Genomic DNA, 19,177 nt, shown 5'->3' on the forward strand with positions numbered 1-19,177 from the left:
TTAATGGTTTGCGTGTGGATCGCTAGCAGCCTTGCTATCGCTGCCACTGTTGCTGCCACTTAAGCGCTGTAAACTCCCTTGGATACTGGCTTCAGAATCCAATAAGAATTGACCAGAGACAATCACTTTATCACCAGCCTGTAGACCTTCGATAATCTCAGCCTTGCCTTGGGCTATCATGCCCACTTTGACCGGAACTGAGGCGAAGCGGTTATCATCACGTTGCACTACCACGCGGTTTTCACGACCGGTGAGTATGAGTGCTTCAGTTGGGATCGACAGCACTTCTCGCTTTGGGCCACCAAAGAGTTTTACGTCAACTAAGGTACCCGGTTTGAGTAATTTGTTTGGGTTGTCTAACTCTATTCTGACTCGCATCGCCCGCGAGACGGGGTCGAGTTCGGGATAGATGTAGTCAATGTTTGACTCGATATCGAAAAGTCCTTGAGCGGCAGAGGTGACCTCCACAGGTCGGCCTTGTTCTAACCAGCTTTGCTCATTTTCAAATACATCGGCGATGACCCATACACTGCTTAAGTCGACGATTTCAAACAAGGTATCACCGGGCTGAACATACATGCCATGGCGAACGGTTAACTTGCTAATAAAGCCATCTTGCTCTGCATAAAATGGCACGCGATAGATGGTTTTACGGGTGCGTTCTAGCTGTTTAATCGTATTGGAACTTACGCCTAATAACTCCAGGCGTAAACGGGCCTTACGCAGTAGATCTTGGCCTCGACTCTTATCGTGTTTAAGGTAGTCGACCGCTTGCATATAATCGTCTTGAGCATTGATTAATTCCGGAGAATATAGCTCGTACAGTAACTGCCCCTTTTTAACTCGCTGACCGACATTGTGCACCATCAAGGTTTCAATCCAGCCGTTAACGCGGGTGTGGCTATGGCCGATCGCGTTTTCGTTGTACTCAACTGTGCCAATGGTTTTAACCAGTTTCCAAAGTGTGCCCTTAGTGACTTTCTCACTGCGCATACCGAGCGCTTGTTGCATACCACCAGATACGCCAACAACCACCTCTTCAGCGACGCCGCCGACGGTGATTTTTTCAAGATCCATACCGCATATTGGGCAAGTGCCTGGTACATCAGAAACCACATGGGGATGCATGGGGCAAACATATTTGATGTTGCCATCGTTGTTAGTTTGCGCCGCAGGCATAAGTGTTGGCTTGGGCTGGTTAAGTATTTTTTCTGCGTTAGATTGCGGAGTCGACTCGGCTGGCTGCGCAGCATGGTTATGACCCGCATGCTCATCTATTTGAGTTTCTTCTTCCTCTTCCTTCACCAAGAACATTTTACATTCTGGGCAGCGACCGGGCTCATGGCTGGTCACGTCAGGGTGCATAGGGCAGTAATAGTTTGCGACTGGAGCCTTAGCATGTTGGCTACCGTCAGCTAAGTGGTCACTTTGCTCTTCATCTTTAACGAGGAACATTTTGCATTCCGGGCAGCGACCGGGCTCATGACTGGTCACGTCAGGGTGCATAGGGCAGTAATAGTTTTCGACTGCAGCCTTAGCATGTTGGCTACCGTCAGCTAAGTGGTCACTTTGCTCTTCATCTTTAACGAGGAACATTTTGCATTCTGGGCAGCGACCGGGCTCATGGCTGGTCACCTCTGGGTGCATGGGGCAGTAATACTCTGCTCCATCTTGATTAGACTCATGCTGGTGAGCTTGAGTGTGTTGTCTATTGGCTGTTTCTGCTGTTTGGCTAAATCCGATGAGTGGGGTCGATGCCATCATTAGACTTAATGCACAAACGGCAGTTTGGCGTATTTTCTTTATCTTAAATAAACTCATAATGCCTTATCTCCACCCTAATGATTAGTGATGCGTGTGAGCTGATTTAGTCGCTTTATCGCCAGTAGCGACAGGTTCTAAATCCATACCACACTTAGGGCAGCTATCGCCTGCTTGACCTGTAATAGCTGGGTTCATTGGGCATGCATGGGTATGTTTGCTCATATGTTTCTGGTGTTTTTTAGCTTTATTAGGGCACGACTCTTTATTAGGGCAAGAATCACAGTTTTGGTTATGGGCTTTAGCTGCCGTTTTTGTGACTTCTAAATCCATACCGCACTTAGGGCAAGAATCACCTTTCGTACCAGTTACTTCTGGGTGCATTGGGCAAGCATAAGCTTGGTTTTGTACTGCATGTTGGTTTTTATGTGCACCGTGATGATGCTCATTTGCTGACGCAGTGCCTGTCCAAGACAACATTAACAAGGCAGATAAGGCTAAACTTATAAGGGTTTTCATAATTCTACTCCATCATAGAGATGGCCGAATGGCTGTGCTTAGCATAAGCAACAGAACAATTAACGGCTAAAATAATTGCTGATTAAGATTAATAACGGTTTCTGATCCGCGAACAGATGTATACGAAGAGACGTATAGCCTCTGTTTAAGCGATTGGAGGTCTTAAATCTTGTGGCAATGAAATAGAGTGGAAATGAGGCATTGGAGTGGCCGTTACAATTTCGGAAGTGGTGAAACCTGGCCAAGGTGACGCACTAAGCAGGGTACCTGTTACTGAAATAACCAAGCAATGGTTGCAGTCGCTCTGACATGATCCATTGCCGTTGCAACAATCTTTTGAATTGCCGGGAAGCATTTGCATTTGTTCTTCAGAATCGCAGCAATGAGCCCCTTCATCCATTTGAACTTGATGACATTCAGTTCCGTCTTGCATACTCATCATTTGCATATCACCAGCCATCGCACTGGGTACCATCAAGGATCCATTAGATAGCACTAGCTGACTCAGCAAAGCGAGTAGCGTTAGGGCTAGTAATGTATGTCGACGGAATATGCTAAGCATGATGTATCCAAACAATAAGTTGCGATAAGTCTATCATAGGAATTATGTGGCACATTGATAAACTTCACAATTTTATCTGTTCAATGTGCCATCTCTATAAGTTATAGCGTGAATATCCTATTGTTTTGATAGTAGTAACTTTGTCATAAGTTGACCATGAGTCATTAGACTGACTTGTTGCTGTCCTCCCATACTGTCAGTTAATTGAATGGTCGGATTATCGATAAATTGATAAGCATCTGCTTCAGACAAAATGCTCGGAGTGAGCGCCTCGTAATTAGCCCCGCTATTAAAATCAATGTATAGATAAAGCTGCTCTGATTTAACCCAGTTAGAATCTTCGGCGTTGATATCAAAAAGATCACGATATTGAACCTCGATCAGATTGGGACCATTGTCGAGCTCTAGGTAGCGGCTATCGACTTTACTTAGTCCGTTAACAGCGAGTACTTCTATAGACTCAGGAAAGGACACCGATGCAGCAGAAGAGATGAAACTGGTGAGTGATAGTGCGATAACAGCAATAAACTTTTTCATAATAAACTCCAAACTAAATTAAGTCGTTATTAATGCGAATATCTCTTCGGCTTCAAAGAGTGTTTCTGCAATCGATGCAGGGGGTAATTGTTTTGGCTCAAATGAGCGTTCTAAAAATCATTACCAGTTAAAGCCAACATGATATGAGACAGTGCGCTACTGGCCAGCTATCAATAATGTGTGACAGCAAAGGCGCAATATTTCTGTAATGCTAAGCGCTGTATTGCTAGGCGCTCAATATGGATTAAGTTGAGATAAAGCTTAAAGACTGATGGGAGGGGAATTGATGGGCGACAACTCAGCAGTCTGTAAAGACCAAAAAACCGTTTGTACACTGGCCGTAGAACTTTGGGCGCTAGTGGTAAATTGTTCTTGCTCCATAATGCCTGGAGCCGATACATAGTGGGATACACAGTTATCCGCCCCTAACAGCTCGCATAGGGCGTCACAATCAATCTCAACTAAGCTAAAATCGCCTAAACCATCTAGGTCTAAATTTGGTGCTGTTGAATCACAGCTAATCTGCGAGTCCGCAATATGGGGCAGTCGAAAACTTTCAGCTATGAGTACTGCTGTGGGTATGAGTGAAGCTTGGGGCTGATTATTTTCGGAGACGTGTGGTTGATAGACGTGTGAGCTAGCATGCAAAAATTTTGGCATCGCCATCGCTGGAGACAAGATAAACTGCCCTACCAGTGAGATGAAAAATGCTAAATATACAATTTGCTTACGCATGCTAACCTTAATGTGACCAAATCAAGTTGATGTAATTAGAAGACCTAGGTTTTATAGATAAAGTTTCATTATTCATAATTTTTTTGATTTTAGATGTATGGCATGCCTCCTTTTACATCTAAAAGATTTTCAAACTAAAGAATTTATACTGCTCAAATATCAGCTTGATAGCCTATTAACCTTGCGGCAATCAAGGCTTTAGAGTAGCTTTAGTAAATGTGCATATAATGTGAGCAATTGAGGGCTCAGAAAACAGAGTTAGAGCCATGTCTCATTTTGCACTTTTAGTTCCAGATCAATGAGTAGGATCTAGTTTATACTGGAAGGCATAAATAGCGATGAAGTTAACTTACATCGATATAAAAATTAAATATTCGGAGAAGAGTGATGAACTGGCGAGCACTATTTAAACCTAGCGCAAAATATTCGATTCTAGCCTTGCTAGTTATCGGTGTAGTTGTCGGTGTTGTAGGCTATTTTGCTACACAGCAAACGTTACATGCTACAAGTACAGATGAATTCTGTATGAGCTGTCACAGCAACCATTCGTTGAAAGCAGAAGTTCTTGCTTCACCTCACGGCGGTAATAGCGCGGGTGTTACGGTACAATGTCAAGATTGTCACCTTCCACACAACCCAGTTAAGTACCTAGTGAAGAAGATCATCGTATCTAAAGATCTATACGGTTACCTAACGATTGACGGTTTCAACACTCAAGAGTGGTTGGATGCAAACCGTAAAGAGCAGGCTGACCTAGCGCTTAAGTATTTCAAAGGCAATGACTCTGCTAACTGTAGACACTGTCACACTCGTATCTACGAGGACCAGCCTGAAGCTATGAGCAAGATGGCGAAGAGAATGCACGCTAACAACTTCAAGAAAGCTGAAGACAAGCGTAAGACTTGTGTAGACTGTCACAAAGGTGTTGCTCACGTTTATCCTAAGGGATAATACGCCAGCAAACCTAGAGTTAGCTAAGCCTGCTAACTCTTCAAGTTAATCGCTAAAAGCCCCTTAATTGGGGCTTTTTTGTTTTTAAAATCTAACAAGGCGCTAGGAAAAGCAGATAAAGACCCTAGGGAAAGCTAAGACGGAAAAGCTAGATAAGCCTGAGATGGTTTGCCTTTATTGAGTTGCGGGCTAGGATTTTTCTGCAGGTTGGGCTTTGATCCATCAATACGTTAATCATTTATTACTCGAACCGTTCATTACGAGCTGACGGCATAAATGCCGACCTACAAATGCAAAGCGAAGAAAGGTCCTAGGAAAGGCTTAGACGATCGGCCAGCGGCCTAGGGAACGTGACTGCGTCACTTACGGAACGCTATGCTGACGGAAAAGACGGAAAAGGCAAAAAAGCTGATGCCGTTTTGCCTGTGTTGTTTCGACTGTTGCTAGAACCTAGAACCTAGAACCTAGAACCTAGAACCTAGAACCTAGAACCTAGAACCTAGAACCTAGAACCTAGGCTTTAACCTGCTTATCTAACACTTGTTTGCGGTATTGCAGTAAGCTAAATACACCGAATAGGAATACCTGCAGATAATCGCTTTTTCTTAGTGTTAAAAGTTGGCTAAATAAACTGTGGAAAATGAAGGTTTGAAAGCAGTGCATCAATATTGTCATTACAAACAGAATATTAAGAGCCACTGCAATGCCACCTTCAAAGGGGAAAGCTATGTTATATAGCATCATCAACCAAGCAAATGCGGTGACGATTTTCCCTAGAATTAACATAACTTTCATTTAGTTCGTTTCCTGTGCATCGTTATTTGAATTATCAATTTCTTCTTCAAGTGCTACTGCAGAGTATTGATACAAACGATAGATCACTTGGCCTGCTTTTTTCTCTTTTAGCAAACTCCAGCTCGCGGGTACGGTTAACATCGCGATTTCACTCTCTGTTTCTACGTAGATCTGTGCATTGTCATTAAGCCATTCGTGCTGCTCGATAAGCGTAATACTCTTCTCGGCGAGTGACTTTCTAAAAGGTGGGTCGATAAAAACCAGATCGAATCCTTCGCTAGGTTTATTCGCCAGCAAGGCTAAGCTATCACCTTTAATCACATCTGCGTTATCGCACTTGAGCGTGGCTAAGTTGGCCACGAGCTGTTTCGCAGCCTGGGCTTGTAGCTCAAAAATCTTCGCGTAACTTGCGTATCGCGACAGTGATTCAAGGCTCAGTGCGCCACTCCCTGCAAAGCAGTCGAGTACGCGTGCACCGCGAATATCGTTAGCAATCCAGTTAAATAGGGTTTCTCTAACGCGATCTGTGGTTGGGCGTAGCCCTTCAAGGTCATGAATGGGCAACTTTCGAGAGCGCCACTGGCCTGAAATAATCCTAACTTGACCGCTAGAAGGTCTTTTTTTGACCATGGTGTCCTCGTGATTTTGCCTAATGAAAGAAAGTGGTAGACTATGCCGTCTGAATTCAGGTCGTTATTTTATATCAAAGCACAGCTAAAAGGTAAAAAGCCGTTGTTAGAATCCGTATGAATGGCGGTTTTGCTGCTTTTATCTGCGTAATCTAAGCTGATTTTTGATATAACGTCCTCCACCCTAATGCATTTATGTACAGCTATTTGAGCACCGGTATAACACATGGCAAAGAAAGGTTTTTTTTCCTGGTTCCGCAAGGATAAGTCTAAAGAAGAAGCGCAGGCTGTAGAAGCGGCGAAATTAGAAGCTGAAAAGCTTGAATTAGAAGAAGCTGAAAAACTTGAGTTAGCAAGAGTTGAAGCTGAGCGTCTTGCTGCCGAACAAGCTGAAGCGCAAAGAGTTGCAGAAGAGGCTCGCCTAGCTGCAGAGCAGGCAGAAGCTGAACGTATTGCAGCAGAGCAAGTGGCTCAAGCTGAGTCAGCACGTATTGCGGCTGAAAATGCCGCCGTGGCAGAAGCTGAAGCTCAAAGAGTTGCTGCAGAGCAAGTGGCTCAAGCTGAGACTGCACGTATTGCGGCTGAAAATGCCGCCGTGGCAGAAGCTGAAGTTCAAAGAGTTGCTGCAGAGCAAGTGGCTCAAGCTGAGACTGCCCGTATTGCGGCTGAAAATGCCGCCGTGGCAGAAGCTGAAGCTCAAAGAGTTGCTGCAGAGCAAGTGGCTCAAGCTGAGTCAGCACGTATTGCGGCTGAAAATGCCGCCGTGGCAGAAGCTGAAGCGCAAAGAGTTGCTGCAGAGCAAGTGGCTCAAGCTGAGACTGCCCGTATTGCGGCTGAAAATGCCGCCGTGGCAGAAGCTGAAGTTCAAAGAGTTGCTGCAGAGCAAGTCGCACAAGCTGAAGCTGCACGCATTGAAGCTGAACGCATTGAAGCTGAACGCATTGAAGCTGAACGCATTGAAGCTGCACGCATTGAAGCTGAGCGCATTGAAGCTGAACGTATTGAAGCTGCACGCATTGAAGCTGCACGCATTGAAGCCGAGCGCATTGAAGCTGAACGCATTGAAGCTGCACGCATTGAAGCTGAGCGTATTGAAGCTGAACGCATTGAAGCTACACGCATTGAAGCTGAACGTATTGAAGCTGAGCGCATTGAAGCTGAACGTATTGAAGCTGAACGTATTGAAGCTGCACGTATTGAAGCTGAGCGCATTGAAGCTGAACGCATTGAAGCTGAACGCATTGAAGCTGAGCGTATTGAAGCTGAAACTGCTGCAGAGCAAGCGGCACAGCTAGAAGCGGCAGAAGAGCAGCAGCCAGAACCGCAAGCTAAACCAGTAAAAGAAGGCTTATTTGCCCGCCTTAAGCGTGGCTTAAAACGAACCAGTGAAAGCATTGGTAGCGGCTTTATTGGTTTGTTTAGCGGGAAGAAGATCGATGACGATCTTTTTGAAGAGCTAGAAGAGCAGTTATTGATTGCCGATGTGGGTGTTGAAACGACGACACGCTTGATTAAGAACTTAACTGAGCAAGCGAGTCGCAAGCAGCTAAAAGATGGCGAAGCGCTGTATGAGTTACTGCGCGAAGAGATGCAAAAGACGCTAGATCCGGTTTCTGTACCATTAGTGCCAGAAAACGCCGATGGCCCATTTGTGATCTTAATGGTCGGTGTTAATGGTGTGGGTAAAACCACCACCATTGGTAAGCTTGCTAAGCAATATCAAGCGCAAGGCAAGTCGGTCATGTTAGCGGCAGGTGACACTTTCCGCGCAGCAGCGGTTGAGCAGCTACAGGTTTGGGGTCAACGCAACAATATTCCGGTTATCGCTCAGCACACAGGTGCAGACAGTGCATCGGTATTGTTTGATGCATTACAAGCGGCTCGCGCTCGTAATGTCGACGTATTGATAGCCGATACTGCAGGCCGTTTGCAGAATAAAGCACACTTGATGGACGAGCTTAAGAAAGTCGTTCGAGTGATGAAGAAGCAAGATGAAACGGCGCCACACGAGGTGATGTTAACCTTAGATGCAAGCACGGGTCAGAACGCGATTAGTCAGGCGCAGTTATTCCAAGAGGCGGTTGGCGTAACGGGTATTACTATCAGTAAGCTAGACGGCACCGCAAAGGGTGGCGTTATTTTTGCGATCGCTGACAAGTTTGGTATTCCAATTCGTCATATCGGTGTGGGTGAGCAGATCGACGATCTACGTACCTTCGATGCGAAAGACTTTATTGAAGCTTTGTTTAGTCAAACAAAAGACGACAAAGACGTTAAATAGCGTTAGCTTATAGAAGATAATTTAAGCTGCATACTCGATGTGGTAATACCAACTAATAAGAAATCTAATTAATGATTCGATTTGAGCAGGTAAGTAAAGTTTACCCCGGAGGGCAAAAAGCCCTATCGGATGTGAGTTTCCATCTAAAGCGTGGTGAGATGGCCTTTTTAACGGGTCACTCAGGCGCTGGTAAGAGTACGCTGCTCAAGCTGATCACCGTTATCGAAAGAGCTAACGGTGGTCGCGTTTCGATTAATGGCCACGATATCGCTAAAGTCACCCGCTCGCAGGTGCCTTATCTGCGCCGCGATATCGGTATGATTTTTCAAAACCATCATTTATTAATGAATAAAAGCGTGTTCGATAACGTGGCTTTACCTTTGATCATTGAAGGTTTTTCGATTGGTGAAATTCGTAAGCGAGTAGCCGGAGCGCTGGATATGGTCGGCTTATATGGTAAAGAGCGACATAATCCTATTATGTTGTCAGGCGGTGAGCAGCAGCGTGTGGGCATTGCCCGCGCGATTGTAAACAAACCGCCACTATTATTAGCCGATGAGCCAACGGGTAACTTAGATCCTAAATTATCGATGGATATCCTGCGTCTATTTGAAACCTTCAACGATGCAGGTACCACAGTACTTATCGCCACCCATGATCTTGGTTTAATTGCGCGAATGAAATACCGTACCTTAACGCTTAAGCAAGGGCGAGTATTAGGTGCCGAAGAGCTAAATACTCAAGATAACTTTGGCACTAACTGAGGATAAATGATGAGCCAGCAACCTCAGATAAACCGCAGCAAGCTGCCAATTTCCGGCAGAATCGTGATGTTTTTTATCCGTCATATTCAACATGCTATGGCCAGCCTTGGCGAACTATGGCGTAATCCGGTATCGTCCATGATGACGATGGCAGTACTGGGGGTGAGTTTAAGCTTGCCCGCGGCACTACAGGTATTAGTGAAAAACGCAGAGACCATTACCGAGTCCTGGAATAGCGCTGCTGAAATATCGCTATTTATTGATGAAGGTCGCAGCGAAACCGTGATTCAAAGTTTAATTACCCGCCTGAAGGTTTATCCAGAGGTGAGTAACGTCAGCTATATAGATCGTGATCAGGCGTTAGAAGAGTTTCAGCGTTTATCAGGCTTTGGTGAGGCGCTGTCGTATTTAGACTCAAACCCGCTTCCGGCCGTTGTAATGGTAACGCCTAGTCTTAAGTATTCAAGCCCAGCTGGTGCGAGAGAGCTACTGCGTAAGCTTGAGCAAGAGCCCGAAGTGAGCTTTGGCCGATTAGATATCGAGTGGCTAGAACGCCTGCAAGCGGTCGTTAAATTATTAGAGCGCACTGTACTAGCCATCGCAGCACTTCTAGTATTAGCCGTGGTATTGGTCATTGGTAATACGATTCGCTTAGCGATTATGAACCGCCGTACTGAAATTGAAGTGATGAAACTGGTTGGTGCAACCGAAGCCTTTATTCAGCGACCTTTCCTTTATACCGGGATCTGGTATGGCGTAATAGGTGGTGTGTTAGCGTGGATTATCATTAACTTATTGGTTTGGTATCTGGACTCAGCGCTAGCGGAATTGTTGGGTTTATATGGCAGTACGTTGCACATGGAATCTCTCACCTTTGCTGAACTTGGGCAATTAGTCTTACTCGCTTCGTTTTTGGGGTGGTTAGGTTCCTATCTTTCTGTGCGTCAGCATCTCAGAGCAATAGAACCGTCATAATAAAAGACTATTCTAACTGACAACTAGCCAACAAAAGCTCAGGCTAAATGATGAACTTTTTTTCATTTGCGTTAACGATAGCTAGGTGTAATATTTTGTTGGCGAATTTAAGTATGGCATTTAGCTTGGGTACTAGACTGGTATGATAAGCGGTTTTTGTGAGTCAGTATGCTCACTCTATACCTACTATATAAGTGATACATAAGCGTACATATTAGATAACGCCGATGGTTGACATATTTTGTCAATTAGTCGATAGTTCACAGTCCGTTTCAGTAATGAGCGGCTCGAAAGTAGATTTTAGCAAGACCTTTGTAAGCAAGTCGCAGGAGCGTAAATGACAGAACAAACGCAATCAATGGCACTGATGATTCCCCAGAGTAGTGGAAGCCTCGAGTCTTATGTTCATTCAGCACACAACATCCCGATGTTGGAAGCTGATAAAGAATATGAGCTAGCGAAGCGTCTGCAAGAAACGGGTGATTTGCAGGCTGCGAAGCAGTTAATTATGTCGCACTTACGTTTTGTAGTACACGTTGCAAAAGGTTACTCAGGCTACGGGTTACCACAGGCTGATTTGATTCAAGAAGGCAATATCGGCCTGATGAAAGCGGTTAAGCGTTTCGACCCAGATGTGGGCGTACGCTTGGTATCGTTTGCCGTGCATTGGATTAAAGCTGAAATTCATGAGTATGTGCTTAAAAACTGGCGCATCGTAAAAGTGGCCACCACTAAAGCACAACGCAAGTTGTTCTTTAATCTTCGTAAAGCTAAAAAGCGTTTAGGTTGGTTTAGTGATAGCGAAGTGGGCATGGTGGCTGAAAATCTAGGTGTATCAAAAGCCGACGTGACCGAAATGGAATCACGCATGGCAGCGCAAGATCCTGCATTTGATCTGGCTAGCGATAACGATGACGAACAAGATTATGCTCCTATGCATTACCTTGAAGATCATTCATCAGATTTAGCGTCTCAAGTTGAAACAGACAACTGGGAGCAGAATAATCAAGCGCGTTTGCTATCGGCCATCAAGACACTTGATGAGCGTAGCCAACATATTCTTCAAGCGCGTTGGTTAGATGAAAACAAGACCACATTGCAAGATTTAGCATCGACTTACCAAGTGTCTGCTGAACGTATCAGGCAGTTGGAAAAGAATGCAATGAACAAGCTTAAAGGCTGTATGGAAGTTTAATTCCATTATTAGTTTTAGAGACTTTATTAATAATTGAAACCTGCTTACCCAAGCAGGTTTTTTTATGTCTGGAACATTTATGCCAAAAGCCCATGGATGGGCAGCTTTTGGCTTTATGTCTGGGGCTTTTATGCCAAAAGCCCATGGATGGGTAGCTTTTGGCTTTATGTCTGGAACATTTATGCCAAAAGCCCATGGATGGGTAGTTTTTGGCTTTATGTCTGGAACATTTATGCCAAAAGCCCATGGATGGGTAGCTTTTGGCTTTATGTCTGGGGCTTTTATGCCTAGAGTTTACCTAGGCATGTAGGTAGTTCTTATCAATCAAACTTCGTTTGATAAAGGTCGTGAGCTTCCAGCTCACACACGGCCAAGAAGGGGTCAACAGCAACCCCCTCTTGGATCTCCCCGCCGCCCCCGACGAAGTTGTTGATCCTCATACTTATGGATAAATCACTAACGCTTCCGATGGGGCATCCTGCCCCGCGAAAGCTATGCCGACGTCCATGTCGGCATCACGAGATTTATTCCAACGTACTTCGGCAACTTCGATGGGGAATAGGTGTCTCCTGTAAGTTAGGTAGGATTGTTAGTTTTGCATGTCTATAAAGGTGAGCTTGTAGACATATGTAGTAATTTTTGCCAACATTCACCTTGAAAATAAATTTATCTTTAAAAAGGGATTTTGGATGTTTAGTAAGGCTATGGATAAATTAAAGGCTTCAAAAGATAAACCAGAAACTGACACCGTTTCTGAAAAAGAAGAGCTCAAAAACAAAGTTGCATTAGAAGAAGCACAGGAAAAAAACAACGAAGACTATAGTGAAGAAGGCTTTTGGGATAAATGTAAAAACTATGCAACTTCAATTGGTAAGGCTGGATTAGAAAAAGCATTTACCCTTTATTATGCCACAGAGCATAAGGATTGTACTTTAGTCCATAAAACAGCAATCTACGGAGCTCTCGGATACCTCATATCTCCTATTGATGCCATTCCTGACTTAACTCCTTTTTTAGGCTATACGGATGATGTTGGCCTTATAGGTGCCGCTCTTGTGGCTGTTTCGTCTTGTATTGATGAAGGTGTAATTAGTAAAGCACAAGAAAAAGTTAAAGACATCTTTGGCTAAGGGTTATTGAAAGCTAGCACATATGGGCACCCTGCCCCGCGAAAGCTATGCCGACGTCCATGTCTGCGTCACGGACTTTGGCTTATAAAGAGTCTTCAATGTACTTCGGCAACTTCGATGGGAGATTGGTGTTTCCTGAGAATCTTGTGTGAATGTTCAGTCTTTCGTTTTTGTTGATAACTCAATGGGTGAGGTGAATATGCTTTTCTAACCCGGTGTAGATACAGCTGAGGCCGTCGGTGGCTTGGTGAGAGATAACGGAGTTATCAAGCTCTCGAACGAGAGGTAAGGATGCCGAACTGGCCTTTAAACTGGGATGTTGTTTGTTTTCGTGGAGCGGTCAGGGGCAGTTCTGTTATTAAGAGCAAAAGCGTGCCTCTGCAGTGTCTGCACATACGCCTGCCGCAGGCCATTGGAACCACTATGTTGAAAGGCAGATCAAGTGCTGGCTAAGAATTGATGAAGCAAAGGTTCACCGCTTTGAGGGAGGGGAGAGGCTATGCGCACTTTGTCGACTTGCTGCGCTCGTTTTCCTAGTAGCAATTTGCTAGATTACCTATTAATCAATAGGTTCAAGTTTATGAGCCCGTAATAATCGGTTTATTACATGTGCATGTACGTTTTGCCAAATATACGCGCATACCTCATATAAAATGTTAGGCGTCAGGAGTTGGCATGGTGGCTGTAAAAAGGATTCAAGCAGGTCAATATTCTGTATCTGATGGTCGGTATATAATTAAAAGCGGCTCAAGCTGGTACGTTCTAAACAGTGAACAACAACAAGATTTTGGCCCTTTACCAACGTTGGCGGCAGCAAAACAATATGTTAATGACGGTACCACGCCAATAGGTGAACATAATTTAGCTTCAAAATATGGACGCCGACAAAGTAAAAAAGAGTTCAATGCATATTTAGCATCAGAAGCTCAGAATGGAAATCCTGGCCCTGCAATTTTATATATTCTGGCCTTGGTTGCTATTTGTGTACTTTTTTTGGTTGTTCGGGGTTATTAGTCGCTACACATTCTAGTTAACAATTATCAGCCCTGATTGCGGCATTAACGCTTAATCGCCTCAATAACCTGTTTACGGATAACTTTAATTCCTGCGCTGCTGACTTCTGGCCAAGGGTAATAACGCCTTGGTCGCTTAAAGCGGGCAATTTTGTCGGCGAGGAACTTAGTTAGCTCGGCTTCCGAGGGCAACTGCTCTTGGTCATGACTGGTGCCACTCACTAGTTTAAGAATAGCCGATGGTAGATAGCCAAACTTGGCATCTGCCACTGGGAATACGATGGCATCGCTGATCAGTGGATGTAGCTTGAGTGCCGTTTCTATCTCTTCGGGTTGGATATTCTCGCCGCCGCTGATAAACATGTTGTCGGCGCGGCCGTCGATGCAGAGGTTGCCGTTATCATCAAAGTGGCCTAAGTCTTTGGTGTAGAACCAGCCGTCCTTATCTAGCGGTAGATTAAAGCCATCAGCGGTTAAATATCCAAGGAATAAGCACTCGCCTTTTACCCATATTTCACCATCAACAACCTTTAACTCTCGCCCCGATAAGACGTTACCACTAGAGCCGTCGCTGCGGGCGATACCGGTGCTGATCTGCGATCCCATTTCTGTCATGCCGTAGCTGGTGTAGGCCTTGATATTGCGCTTAGCCAGTTCGGCTAACAGGTTGGCTGAAATGGCGCCGCCGCCGAGCAGCATGGCTTTGACCTGGCTTAAGTTGTCGCTACCGCTACCAAGAAGCTGTTGTAGCTGCGCGCTGACTAAAGACAGGTGGGTGATAGCGTCGCGACTGAGTTGTTCAGTCAGAGTTAGGTGCTTGTCTTCAAATACCACACACGCCCCCGCGAGGGCGCAGCGGTTTAAAATCGCGAGGCCGCCGATATGAAATAGCGGCAGCGACAGCAACCAATTATCCCCTGCAGCTAACGTAATTAGTTCACTTGAACCTGCCGCGCTGGCGATATGGTTGGCTAGGCTATGGGCGGCGGCTTTGGGCGTACCGCTGCTGCCAGAGGTGAGTATTGCGTTAACGGCAACGAGAGGTTCAAGAGCTGGTGCTAGCTGCTGGCTTTGGAGTGTAAAATCTACAGTCACGGACTCAAACTGGTTTTGATTGCTTAAGGCCAGAACCAGTGACGAGTCCACCGGATTATCAACTGCAAGCCAGTAGTGACGATAACTGTGAGTTTGCATCAGATCCACGACTTGCTTAGCAGCAAAGCGTGGCGATATGGGACAAAAGAGGATGCCGCTGTCGACACAGGCCCAATAGAGTAGTAGCAGCTGAGGGCAATTATGAGCGATACAGGCGAGGCGGTCGCCTTTTTGCAGCCCCTGCGCTGATAACTGCTCTGCAACTGAGTTAACCTGCTGGCTTAGCCCCTTATAGCTCACCGCTTTACCTGCAAATTTGTAGGCTGCGTTAGCGCCGTGACGCTGCGCGATGTTGTGGATGGGTGAGCGTGTCTTAGCTTGCATGCAGTTATCCGTTATTTGGCCTATGTGGATCTTGTTGAGCTGCTATAGATAGAGGTCTGAGGTAGTCGCTTACTTAAGTGCGACGAGTAGCGTCAAATCATCAAGGCTTAAACAGTCTGCTTTGCCTGAATGAGCGAGCAAGTCCTGGCTAAAGGCGCCAAGCGTGTCGATCCCTGGGATCTCATTTGGCGTCATGATCCGTGCCAAATGGCTTAAGGCGTCGATACCTAAACTGGCTTCTAAACTAGAACTTAACATACAGCGAACGCCATGTTCTTCAGCTGTATCAATCAGTCGTTGTAACGTCTCGAGACTGCCAAGCAGCATTGGCTTGAGGATTAGCGCACGTAGCCCTGGTTGCATTTCAAATTGATAGTCTGGGCTATTGAGTGTTTCATCTAGTGCCCATGGCAGCTCAATGGCTTGATAAAACGCGTGGTTATCCTCAGGGTTTTGACAGGGCTCTTCAATATACTCAATGCTGTTAAGTGGTATGCAGGCGGCAAATTCTATGGCTTGCTCCAGGCTAAAGCCTCGATTAGCGTCTAAACGCAATTTTAGATCGGGTCGAATCGCTAAGATCTGATGAATAAGCTTGATCTCATCTTCTAATGAGTCTTGAGCCACTTTAACTTTTACGGCAAAAACAGTTTTAGGCAAAGAGCGGACTTTGTCTGCGACGGCGTTAAGCGGTTCATCGGCATGACGATAAATAAGCGGCACGGTACGTGGCGTTATTAGGTGGCTGTCTAACTTGCCGTGCAGTTTACCGTGCAGCAGGCTAAGGCCATAAGCGAGTGCGGGATATTGATTAGCAATCGCGCTTTGTTCGGCAATGTCTAACAGCTTATCGGCTGGCTGCTGGTGCAGCAATGGCAATATTTCAATGAGTTGCTGGCTAACCGCTGCTAATGTCTCACGGCTAAAGCCTGTAATCATTTGCCCTTGGCTGTCGGAGCCGCTAAGCGGTGAGATCTCAACCGACTCTTGCCTATCGCCATCGGCTGTCATAATTGTTCCAGTGAGTACTAAGCCTTGGCGCTGCTCAATGCGCTGCTTGCCTACTGGCAGTGGCTTAGTTAGGTCGATAGCAAACTGATGCAGACTCAATTGAGTAAGAGTTAATGGGGCTGCTTGCTGTTGAGTTGCTGTCATTGAGTGCTCACTCTTTAGTTAGAAGTCGAGTTAGAGGTCGAGGTAAAAACGTGTTTTAGTAGTTTACCAAAGAGGATGGGCGCTGCTAAGTGCACATTGTGGCCGCTGGCTTCAATAGCATGTAACTCTAGCGCTTGCTGTTGTTGCCAGCATTTGGCCAGCGCCATAAATTTACTGTCTTGATGGCCTGCTATAAAGTGTGTAACGACGCTCAATCGACTGGGTGTATCCCAAAGGTCGCCTTGCTCGGCGAGCGAGGTCGCTTGATAGCAATTGGCTAGCAGTTGTGGCTTATTGGTCGCCCTCTTGTCGATTAAGTGGACGCGTTCAACGTCGGTTAAATCACTAAATACAGCTTGCTGATACCATAGGCCTAAAAAGCGTTTAATGGGCAGGTTTGCCAGTTTTAATGCCCATGCTGAATCACTCTCTTTACGAGCAAGTTTATCACTTTCTTGTTTTAAACCGGGATGACAAGACTCCAAAACCAAGCTCAGTAATTGCTGAGGGTACAGGTTTGCGATATGCAATGCGATACGCCCGCCAAGAGAGTAGCCCACTAAATGGTATTGGCTAATGCTAAGCGTCGATAAGGTCGTTTGAATAAGCTCTGCGCAGCGGTTAAACCCCGGCGTGGGCAAGAGGAATGGGTTTGCCTGACAAGCCTCAAGGTTATTATCACCATGGTCGGGCAGGTCGAGAGCAATACAAAAAAAGTCATCTTGTAACTGCGCTACAACCTCATTCCAGTCTTCTTTGCTGCCTAAAAAGCCGTGCAGGAATACCACGGCTGGCGAGCCTATTTGACCTGCGCAGCGATAGCTCAGCATTAGCTTTGCTTTACCCAATTGGCTAGTTGCGCTATCTGCTCGCTGGCTTGGTTCTGGGCCACTGTGACTTCTATGACAGAGGGGCCAGAGTAGGTCATAGCGTACTCGTAGGACTCTATAAAGTCGGTTAACGAGTCGACTTGATTGTAGGCTAGGCCGAACATGGCAGCGCCGAAACCAAATTCGAGTCCGTGAGATAAACGATAGTAGTCGCTTCTGAGCTGCTCATTGGGCACAGGCAATAAATTAAAGATATTACCGCCATCGTTGTTGAGAATGACGATCACCAACGGGCTGGTGACACTGCGGGCTATTGCCAGCGAATTAAGATCATGTAGCGCAGAGATATCGCCAATGATGAGTGTCGTTGGTTTGGCCTCGGCAATAGCGACACCGCAAGCGGTAGCTAATAAGCCATCAATGCCTGATGCGCCGCGGTTAGTGAAAACCGTTGCGCTGCCGGTGGTGATAGGTGCGAACATGTCATACAGGCGTACGGGAAGACTGTTACCGATAAACAGTTGCTGCTCATTGGTTTGCATCTTGGCAATCGCTCGAATGGTTTGCGCTTCACCAAACTCGGCATGATCAATCTGCTGCTGATACAGGGTTTCTAACTCATCGTTAAATTGAACTAAGTTTAGTGCCCAATTTGCTTGTGACGATCTTGGCCAGGCGAGCGCGGCAAATTGATGGGCTGGGGCAATCCAAACCTGCTTAGATTTATTACTGGGGTCAAGCCGTTGCTGCTGCGGCAGTACTTGCCAATAATCTTTCCAGTCTTGGTCATTGAGATAGCTAATGAGGCGTTTGGACAGAATACGACCGCCAAACACAATGACTTTTTCAGCCTGAGCTAACAGTGCCTTTGATTTTGGCTGGTGCAGCAGTTGATCGATATTACCGATTGCGCCGCCATGCTGTCTCAGTTGCGACTGTGCATCGGTGACAATGGGCCAGCCCAGTTTTTGTGCAAGTGCGATGAGCTGCTCAGGTTGTTGCTCGGGTGCGAGTGTCGCGGCAACAATGACTCCTTTACCATGAACAAAACGGGCAAGAGCATCAGATGTCGGCATCTGGCTTGTATTCATTGGAGCGAACCGACTGTAAGGCGTGGTTTGTTGCTGCCACTGGGTCACTGGCGCTAGATAGCGAGAAAAATCGACACTAGGTTCATTTGGATATAGAGGTTCACGGTACATACAGTTGATATGCACGGGTTGTGATTGGTTACACACCGCTTCATCTAACATGCTCAGTAGCGCTTGTGGCGCGATATTCATGTCGGGTGTTGGCAAATTTAGCTGTTTAGCATATTGCGCGAAAATAGCGGGCTGAATAATGGCCTGGTTAGCACCGCAGTCGATAAGCTCTGGCGGTCTATCGCCAGATAACACGATTAAAGGCACATGGGTGAGCCAAGCTTCTATCACTGCAGGGTAAAGGTTAGCGACTGCTGTCCCTGACGTGGTAATAATCGCAACAGGCGCTTGGCTTGCTTTAGCTAAGCCCAGCGCCATGAAGCCTAGGCCTCTTTCATCAAAGTGAATATGTTGGCTGAGCTTCGACTGTTTTGCCGCCGCTAGAGTTAATGGGGTGGAACGGGAACCTGGCGCCATACAGACGTGTTTTACACCAAGGCGGGCCAGTTCTTCTAAGATTAACGTTCCCCAAAGCAGGTTCAGTTCAGCTGTGTGTTCAGTTTGCATAGGTATTTACCATCTCATTGATAGCCTTAGTTTAACTTGCTTTAGGCTAAAGGAGTATGATCACTCTAGAGTTTTCTTTAGCGAGCATTTTGTCAGGCATTAATAGAGAGAGTCAGTCTTTATATTTTTATACCTACAATTAGGTATAGATGTGATT

20 protein-coding genes are annotated in these 19,177 nt (G+C 45.8%); 8 read left to right on the forward strand and 12 right to left on the reverse strand.

The window, feature by feature from the left end:
* The 5 genes from ACVBJC_RS00880 to ACVBJC_RS00900 form a co-directional block, all read right to left on the reverse strand.
* Complete coding sequence (locus ACVBJC_RS00880) at positions 1–1,821, reverse strand: efflux RND transporter periplasmic adaptor subunit (protein WP_447158965.1); 1,821 nt, start codon at positions 1,819–1,821, stop codon at positions 1–3.
* A 24-nt stretch (positions 1,822–1,845) separates the two neighbouring features.
* Complete coding sequence (locus ACVBJC_RS00885) at positions 1,846–2,280, reverse strand: heavy metal-binding domain-containing protein (RefSeq protein WP_447158964.1); 435 nt, start codon at positions 2,278–2,280, stop codon at positions 1,846–1,848.
* Between the two features lie 145 nt (positions 2,281–2,425).
* Positions 2,426–2,842 carry a hypothetical protein gene (locus ACVBJC_RS00890; protein ID WP_447158963.1) on the reverse strand — a complete coding sequence of 139 codons (417 nt, stop codon included), beginning with the start codon at positions 2,840–2,842 and terminating at the stop codon, positions 2,426–2,428.
* Between the two features lie 117 nt (positions 2,843–2,959).
* The gene (locus ACVBJC_RS00895; RefSeq protein WP_447158962.1) at positions 2,960–3,379 is read right to left on the reverse strand and encodes a DUF2057 family protein; all 420 of its coding nucleotides are present in this window, start codon (positions 3,377–3,379) and stop codon (positions 2,960–2,962) included.
* A gap of 261 nt (positions 3,380–3,640) precedes the next feature.
* Positions 3,641–4,114 (reverse strand): hypothetical protein, encoded by a 474-nt coding sequence (locus ACVBJC_RS00900; protein WP_447158961.1) that lies wholly within the window; start codon positions 4,112–4,114, stop codon positions 3,641–3,643.
* A 387-nt stretch (positions 4,115–4,501) separates the two neighbouring features.
* Between ACVBJC_RS00900 and ACVBJC_RS00905 the strand changes: the two genes are divergently transcribed.
* On the forward strand, positions 4,502–5,065 hold the full coding sequence (locus tag ACVBJC_RS00905; RefSeq protein ID WP_447158960.1) for a NapC/NirT family cytochrome c: 564 nt from the start codon (positions 4,502–4,504) through the stop codon (positions 5,063–5,065).
* 513 nt (positions 5,066–5,578) lie between these two features.
* Here ACVBJC_RS00905 and ACVBJC_RS00910 read toward each other — a convergent pair.
* From ACVBJC_RS00910 to ACVBJC_RS00920, 3 genes are all read right to left on the reverse strand, one after another.
* Complete coding sequence (locus ACVBJC_RS00910; RefSeq protein ID WP_447158959.1) at positions 5,579–5,860, reverse strand: DUF1145 domain-containing protein; 282 nt, start codon at positions 5,858–5,860, stop codon at positions 5,579–5,581.
* Positions 5,861–6,490 carry a 16S rRNA (guanine(966)-N(2))-methyltransferase RsmD gene (rsmD, locus tag ACVBJC_RS00915; RefSeq protein ID WP_447158958.1) on the reverse strand — a complete coding sequence of 210 codons (630 nt, stop codon included), beginning with the start codon at positions 6,488–6,490 and terminating at the stop codon, positions 5,861–5,863. It abuts the gene before it with no gap.
* A gap of 863 nt (positions 6,491–7,353) precedes the next feature.
* Positions 7,354–7,884, reverse strand: coding sequence for a pentapeptide repeat-containing protein (locus tag ACVBJC_RS00920; protein ID WP_447170476.1), 531 nt, complete (start codon positions 7,882–7,884; stop codon positions 7,354–7,356).
* Here ACVBJC_RS00920 and ftsY point away from each other — a divergent pair.
* From ftsY to ACVBJC_RS00955, 7 genes are all read left to right on the forward strand, one after another.
* A complete protein-coding gene (ftsY, locus tag ACVBJC_RS00925; protein ID WP_447170466.1) occupies positions 7,883–8,770 on the forward strand; it encodes a signal recognition particle-docking protein FtsY in 888 nt (295 codons plus the stop codon). The genes ACVBJC_RS00920 and ftsY overlap by 2 nt on opposite strands.
* A 71-nt stretch (positions 8,771–8,841) precedes the next feature.
* The gene (gene ftsE / locus ACVBJC_RS00930; protein WP_447158957.1) at positions 8,842–9,534 is read left to right on the forward strand and encodes a cell division ATP-binding protein FtsE; all 693 of its coding nucleotides are present in this window, start codon (positions 8,842–8,844) and stop codon (positions 9,532–9,534) included.
* Positions 9,535–9,543: 9 nt separating this feature from the next.
* Positions 9,544–10,509 (forward strand): permease-like cell division protein FtsX, encoded by a 966-nt coding sequence (gene ftsX / locus ACVBJC_RS00935; protein WP_447158956.1) that lies wholly within the window; start codon positions 9,544–9,546, stop codon positions 10,507–10,509.
* 337 nt (positions 10,510–10,846) lie between these two features.
* Positions 10,847–11,704 (forward strand): RNA polymerase sigma factor RpoH, encoded by an 858-nt coding sequence (gene rpoH, locus ACVBJC_RS00940; protein WP_447158955.1) that lies wholly within the window; start codon positions 10,847–10,849, stop codon positions 11,702–11,704.
* 64 nt (positions 11,705–11,768) lie between these two features.
* On the forward strand, positions 11,769–12,014 hold the full coding sequence (locus ACVBJC_RS00945) for a hypothetical protein (protein ID WP_442529482.1): 246 nt from the start codon (positions 11,769–11,771) through the stop codon (positions 12,012–12,014).
* A 379-nt stretch (positions 12,015–12,393) separates the two neighbouring features.
* Complete coding sequence (locus ACVBJC_RS00950) at positions 12,394–12,834, forward strand: YkvA family protein (protein ID WP_447158954.1); 441 nt, start codon at positions 12,394–12,396, stop codon at positions 12,832–12,834.
* 675 nt (positions 12,835–13,509) lie between these two features.
* Positions 13,510–13,848 (forward strand): hypothetical protein, encoded by a 339-nt coding sequence (locus ACVBJC_RS00955; RefSeq protein WP_447158953.1) that lies wholly within the window; start codon positions 13,510–13,512, stop codon positions 13,846–13,848.
* Between the two features lie 44 nt (positions 13,849–13,892).
* Here ACVBJC_RS00955 and menE read toward each other — a convergent pair whose 3' ends face one another.
* The 4 genes from menE to menD all read right to left on the reverse strand — a co-directional run bounded on the left by menE (position 13,893) and on the right by menD (position 19,020).
* Positions 13,893–15,326, reverse strand: coding sequence for an o-succinylbenzoate--CoA ligase (menE, locus tag ACVBJC_RS00960; RefSeq protein ID WP_447158952.1), 1,434 nt, complete (start codon positions 15,324–15,326; stop codon positions 13,893–13,895).
* Positions 15,327–15,395: 69 nt separating this feature from the next.
* Positions 15,396–16,481 carry an o-succinylbenzoate synthase gene (gene menC / locus ACVBJC_RS00965; protein ID WP_447158951.1) on the reverse strand — a complete coding sequence of 362 codons (1,086 nt, stop codon included), beginning with the start codon at positions 16,479–16,481 and terminating at the stop codon, positions 15,396–15,398.
* 14 nt (positions 16,482–16,495) lie between these two features.
* The gene (menH, locus tag ACVBJC_RS00970) at positions 16,496–17,311 is read right to left on the reverse strand and encodes a 2-succinyl-6-hydroxy-2,4-cyclohexadiene-1-carboxylate synthase (protein WP_447158950.1); all 816 of its coding nucleotides are present in this window, start codon (positions 17,309–17,311) and stop codon (positions 16,496–16,498) included.
* On the reverse strand, positions 17,311–19,020 hold the full coding sequence (menD, locus tag ACVBJC_RS00975; RefSeq protein ID WP_447158949.1) for a 2-succinyl-5-enolpyruvyl-6-hydroxy-3-cyclohexene-1-carboxylic-acid synthase: 1,710 nt from the start codon (positions 19,018–19,020) through the stop codon (positions 17,311–17,313). The genes menH and menD overlap by 1 nt, the downstream gene beginning before the upstream one ends.
* Positions 19,021–19,177 lie beyond the last annotated feature (157 nt).

This window comes from Shewanella sp. 0m-6 (assembly GCF_052977325.1).

Excerpts from the sequence above, each read along its gene's own strand:
- ACVBJC_RS00910 (WP_447158959.1), bottom strand. The coding sequence starts at position 5,860 with ATGAAAGTTATGTTAATTCTAGGGAAAATCGTCACCGCATTTGCTTGG.
- ACVBJC_RS00955 (WP_447158953.1), top strand. The coding sequence starts at position 13,510 with ATGGTGGCTGTAAAAAGGATTCAAGCAGGTCAATATTCTGTATCTGAT.
- ACVBJC_RS00900 (WP_447158961.1), bottom strand. The coding sequence starts at position 4,114 with ATGCGTAAGCAAATTGTATATTTAGCATTTTTCATCTCACTGGTAGGG.
- ACVBJC_RS00885 (WP_447158964.1), bottom strand. The coding sequence starts at position 2,280 with ATGAAAACCCTTATAAGTTTAGCCTTATCTGCCTTGTTAATGTTGTCT.
- rsmD (WP_447158958.1), bottom strand. The coding sequence starts at position 6,490 with ATGGTCAAAAAAAGACCTTCTAGCGGTCAAGTTAGGATTATTTCAGGC.
- ACVBJC_RS00890 (WP_447158963.1), bottom strand. The coding sequence starts at position 2,842 with ATGCTTAGCATATTCCGTCGACATACATTACTAGCCCTAACGCTACTC.
- menE (WP_447158952.1), bottom strand. The coding sequence starts at position 15,326 with ATGCAAGCTAAGACACGCTCACCCATCCACAACATCGCGCAGCGTCAC.
- ACVBJC_RS00880 (WP_447158965.1), bottom strand. The coding sequence starts at position 1,821 with ATGAGTTTATTTAAGATAAAGAAAATACGCCAAACTGCCGTTTGTGCA.
- ACVBJC_RS00950 (WP_447158954.1), top strand. The coding sequence starts at position 12,394 with ATGTTTAGTAAGGCTATGGATAAATTAAAGGCTTCAAAAGATAAACCA.
- ACVBJC_RS00895 (WP_447158962.1), bottom strand. The coding sequence starts at position 3,379 with ATGAAAAAGTTTATTGCTGTTATCGCACTATCACTCACCAGTTTCATC.
- rpoH (WP_447158955.1), top strand. The coding sequence starts at position 10,847 with ATGACAGAACAAACGCAATCAATGGCACTGATGATTCCCCAGAGTAGT.
- ftsE (WP_447158957.1), top strand. The coding sequence starts at position 8,842 with ATGATTCGATTTGAGCAGGTAAGTAAAGTTTACCCCGGAGGGCAAAAA.
- ACVBJC_RS00920 (WP_447170476.1), bottom strand. The coding sequence starts at position 7,884 with ATGCTTTCACTGGTTCGTTTTAAGCCACGCTTAAGGCGGGCAAATAAG.
- menH (WP_447158950.1), bottom strand. The coding sequence starts at position 17,311 with ATGCTGAGCTATCGCTGCGCAGGTCAAATAGGCTCGCCAGCCGTGGTA.
- menC (WP_447158951.1), bottom strand. The coding sequence starts at position 16,481 with ATGACAGCAACTCAACAGCAAGCAGCCCCATTAACTCTTACTCAATTG.
- menD (WP_447158949.1), bottom strand. The coding sequence starts at position 19,020 with ATGCAAACTGAACACACAGCTGAACTGAACCTGCTTTGGGGAACGTTA.
- ftsX (WP_447158956.1), top strand. The coding sequence starts at position 9,544 with ATGAGCCAGCAACCTCAGATAAACCGCAGCAAGCTGCCAATTTCCGGC.
- ACVBJC_RS00905 (WP_447158960.1), top strand. The coding sequence starts at position 4,502 with ATGAACTGGCGAGCACTATTTAAACCTAGCGCAAAATATTCGATTCTA.
- ACVBJC_RS00945 (WP_442529482.1), top strand. The coding sequence starts at position 11,769 with ATGTCTGGAACATTTATGCCAAAAGCCCATGGATGGGCAGCTTTTGGC.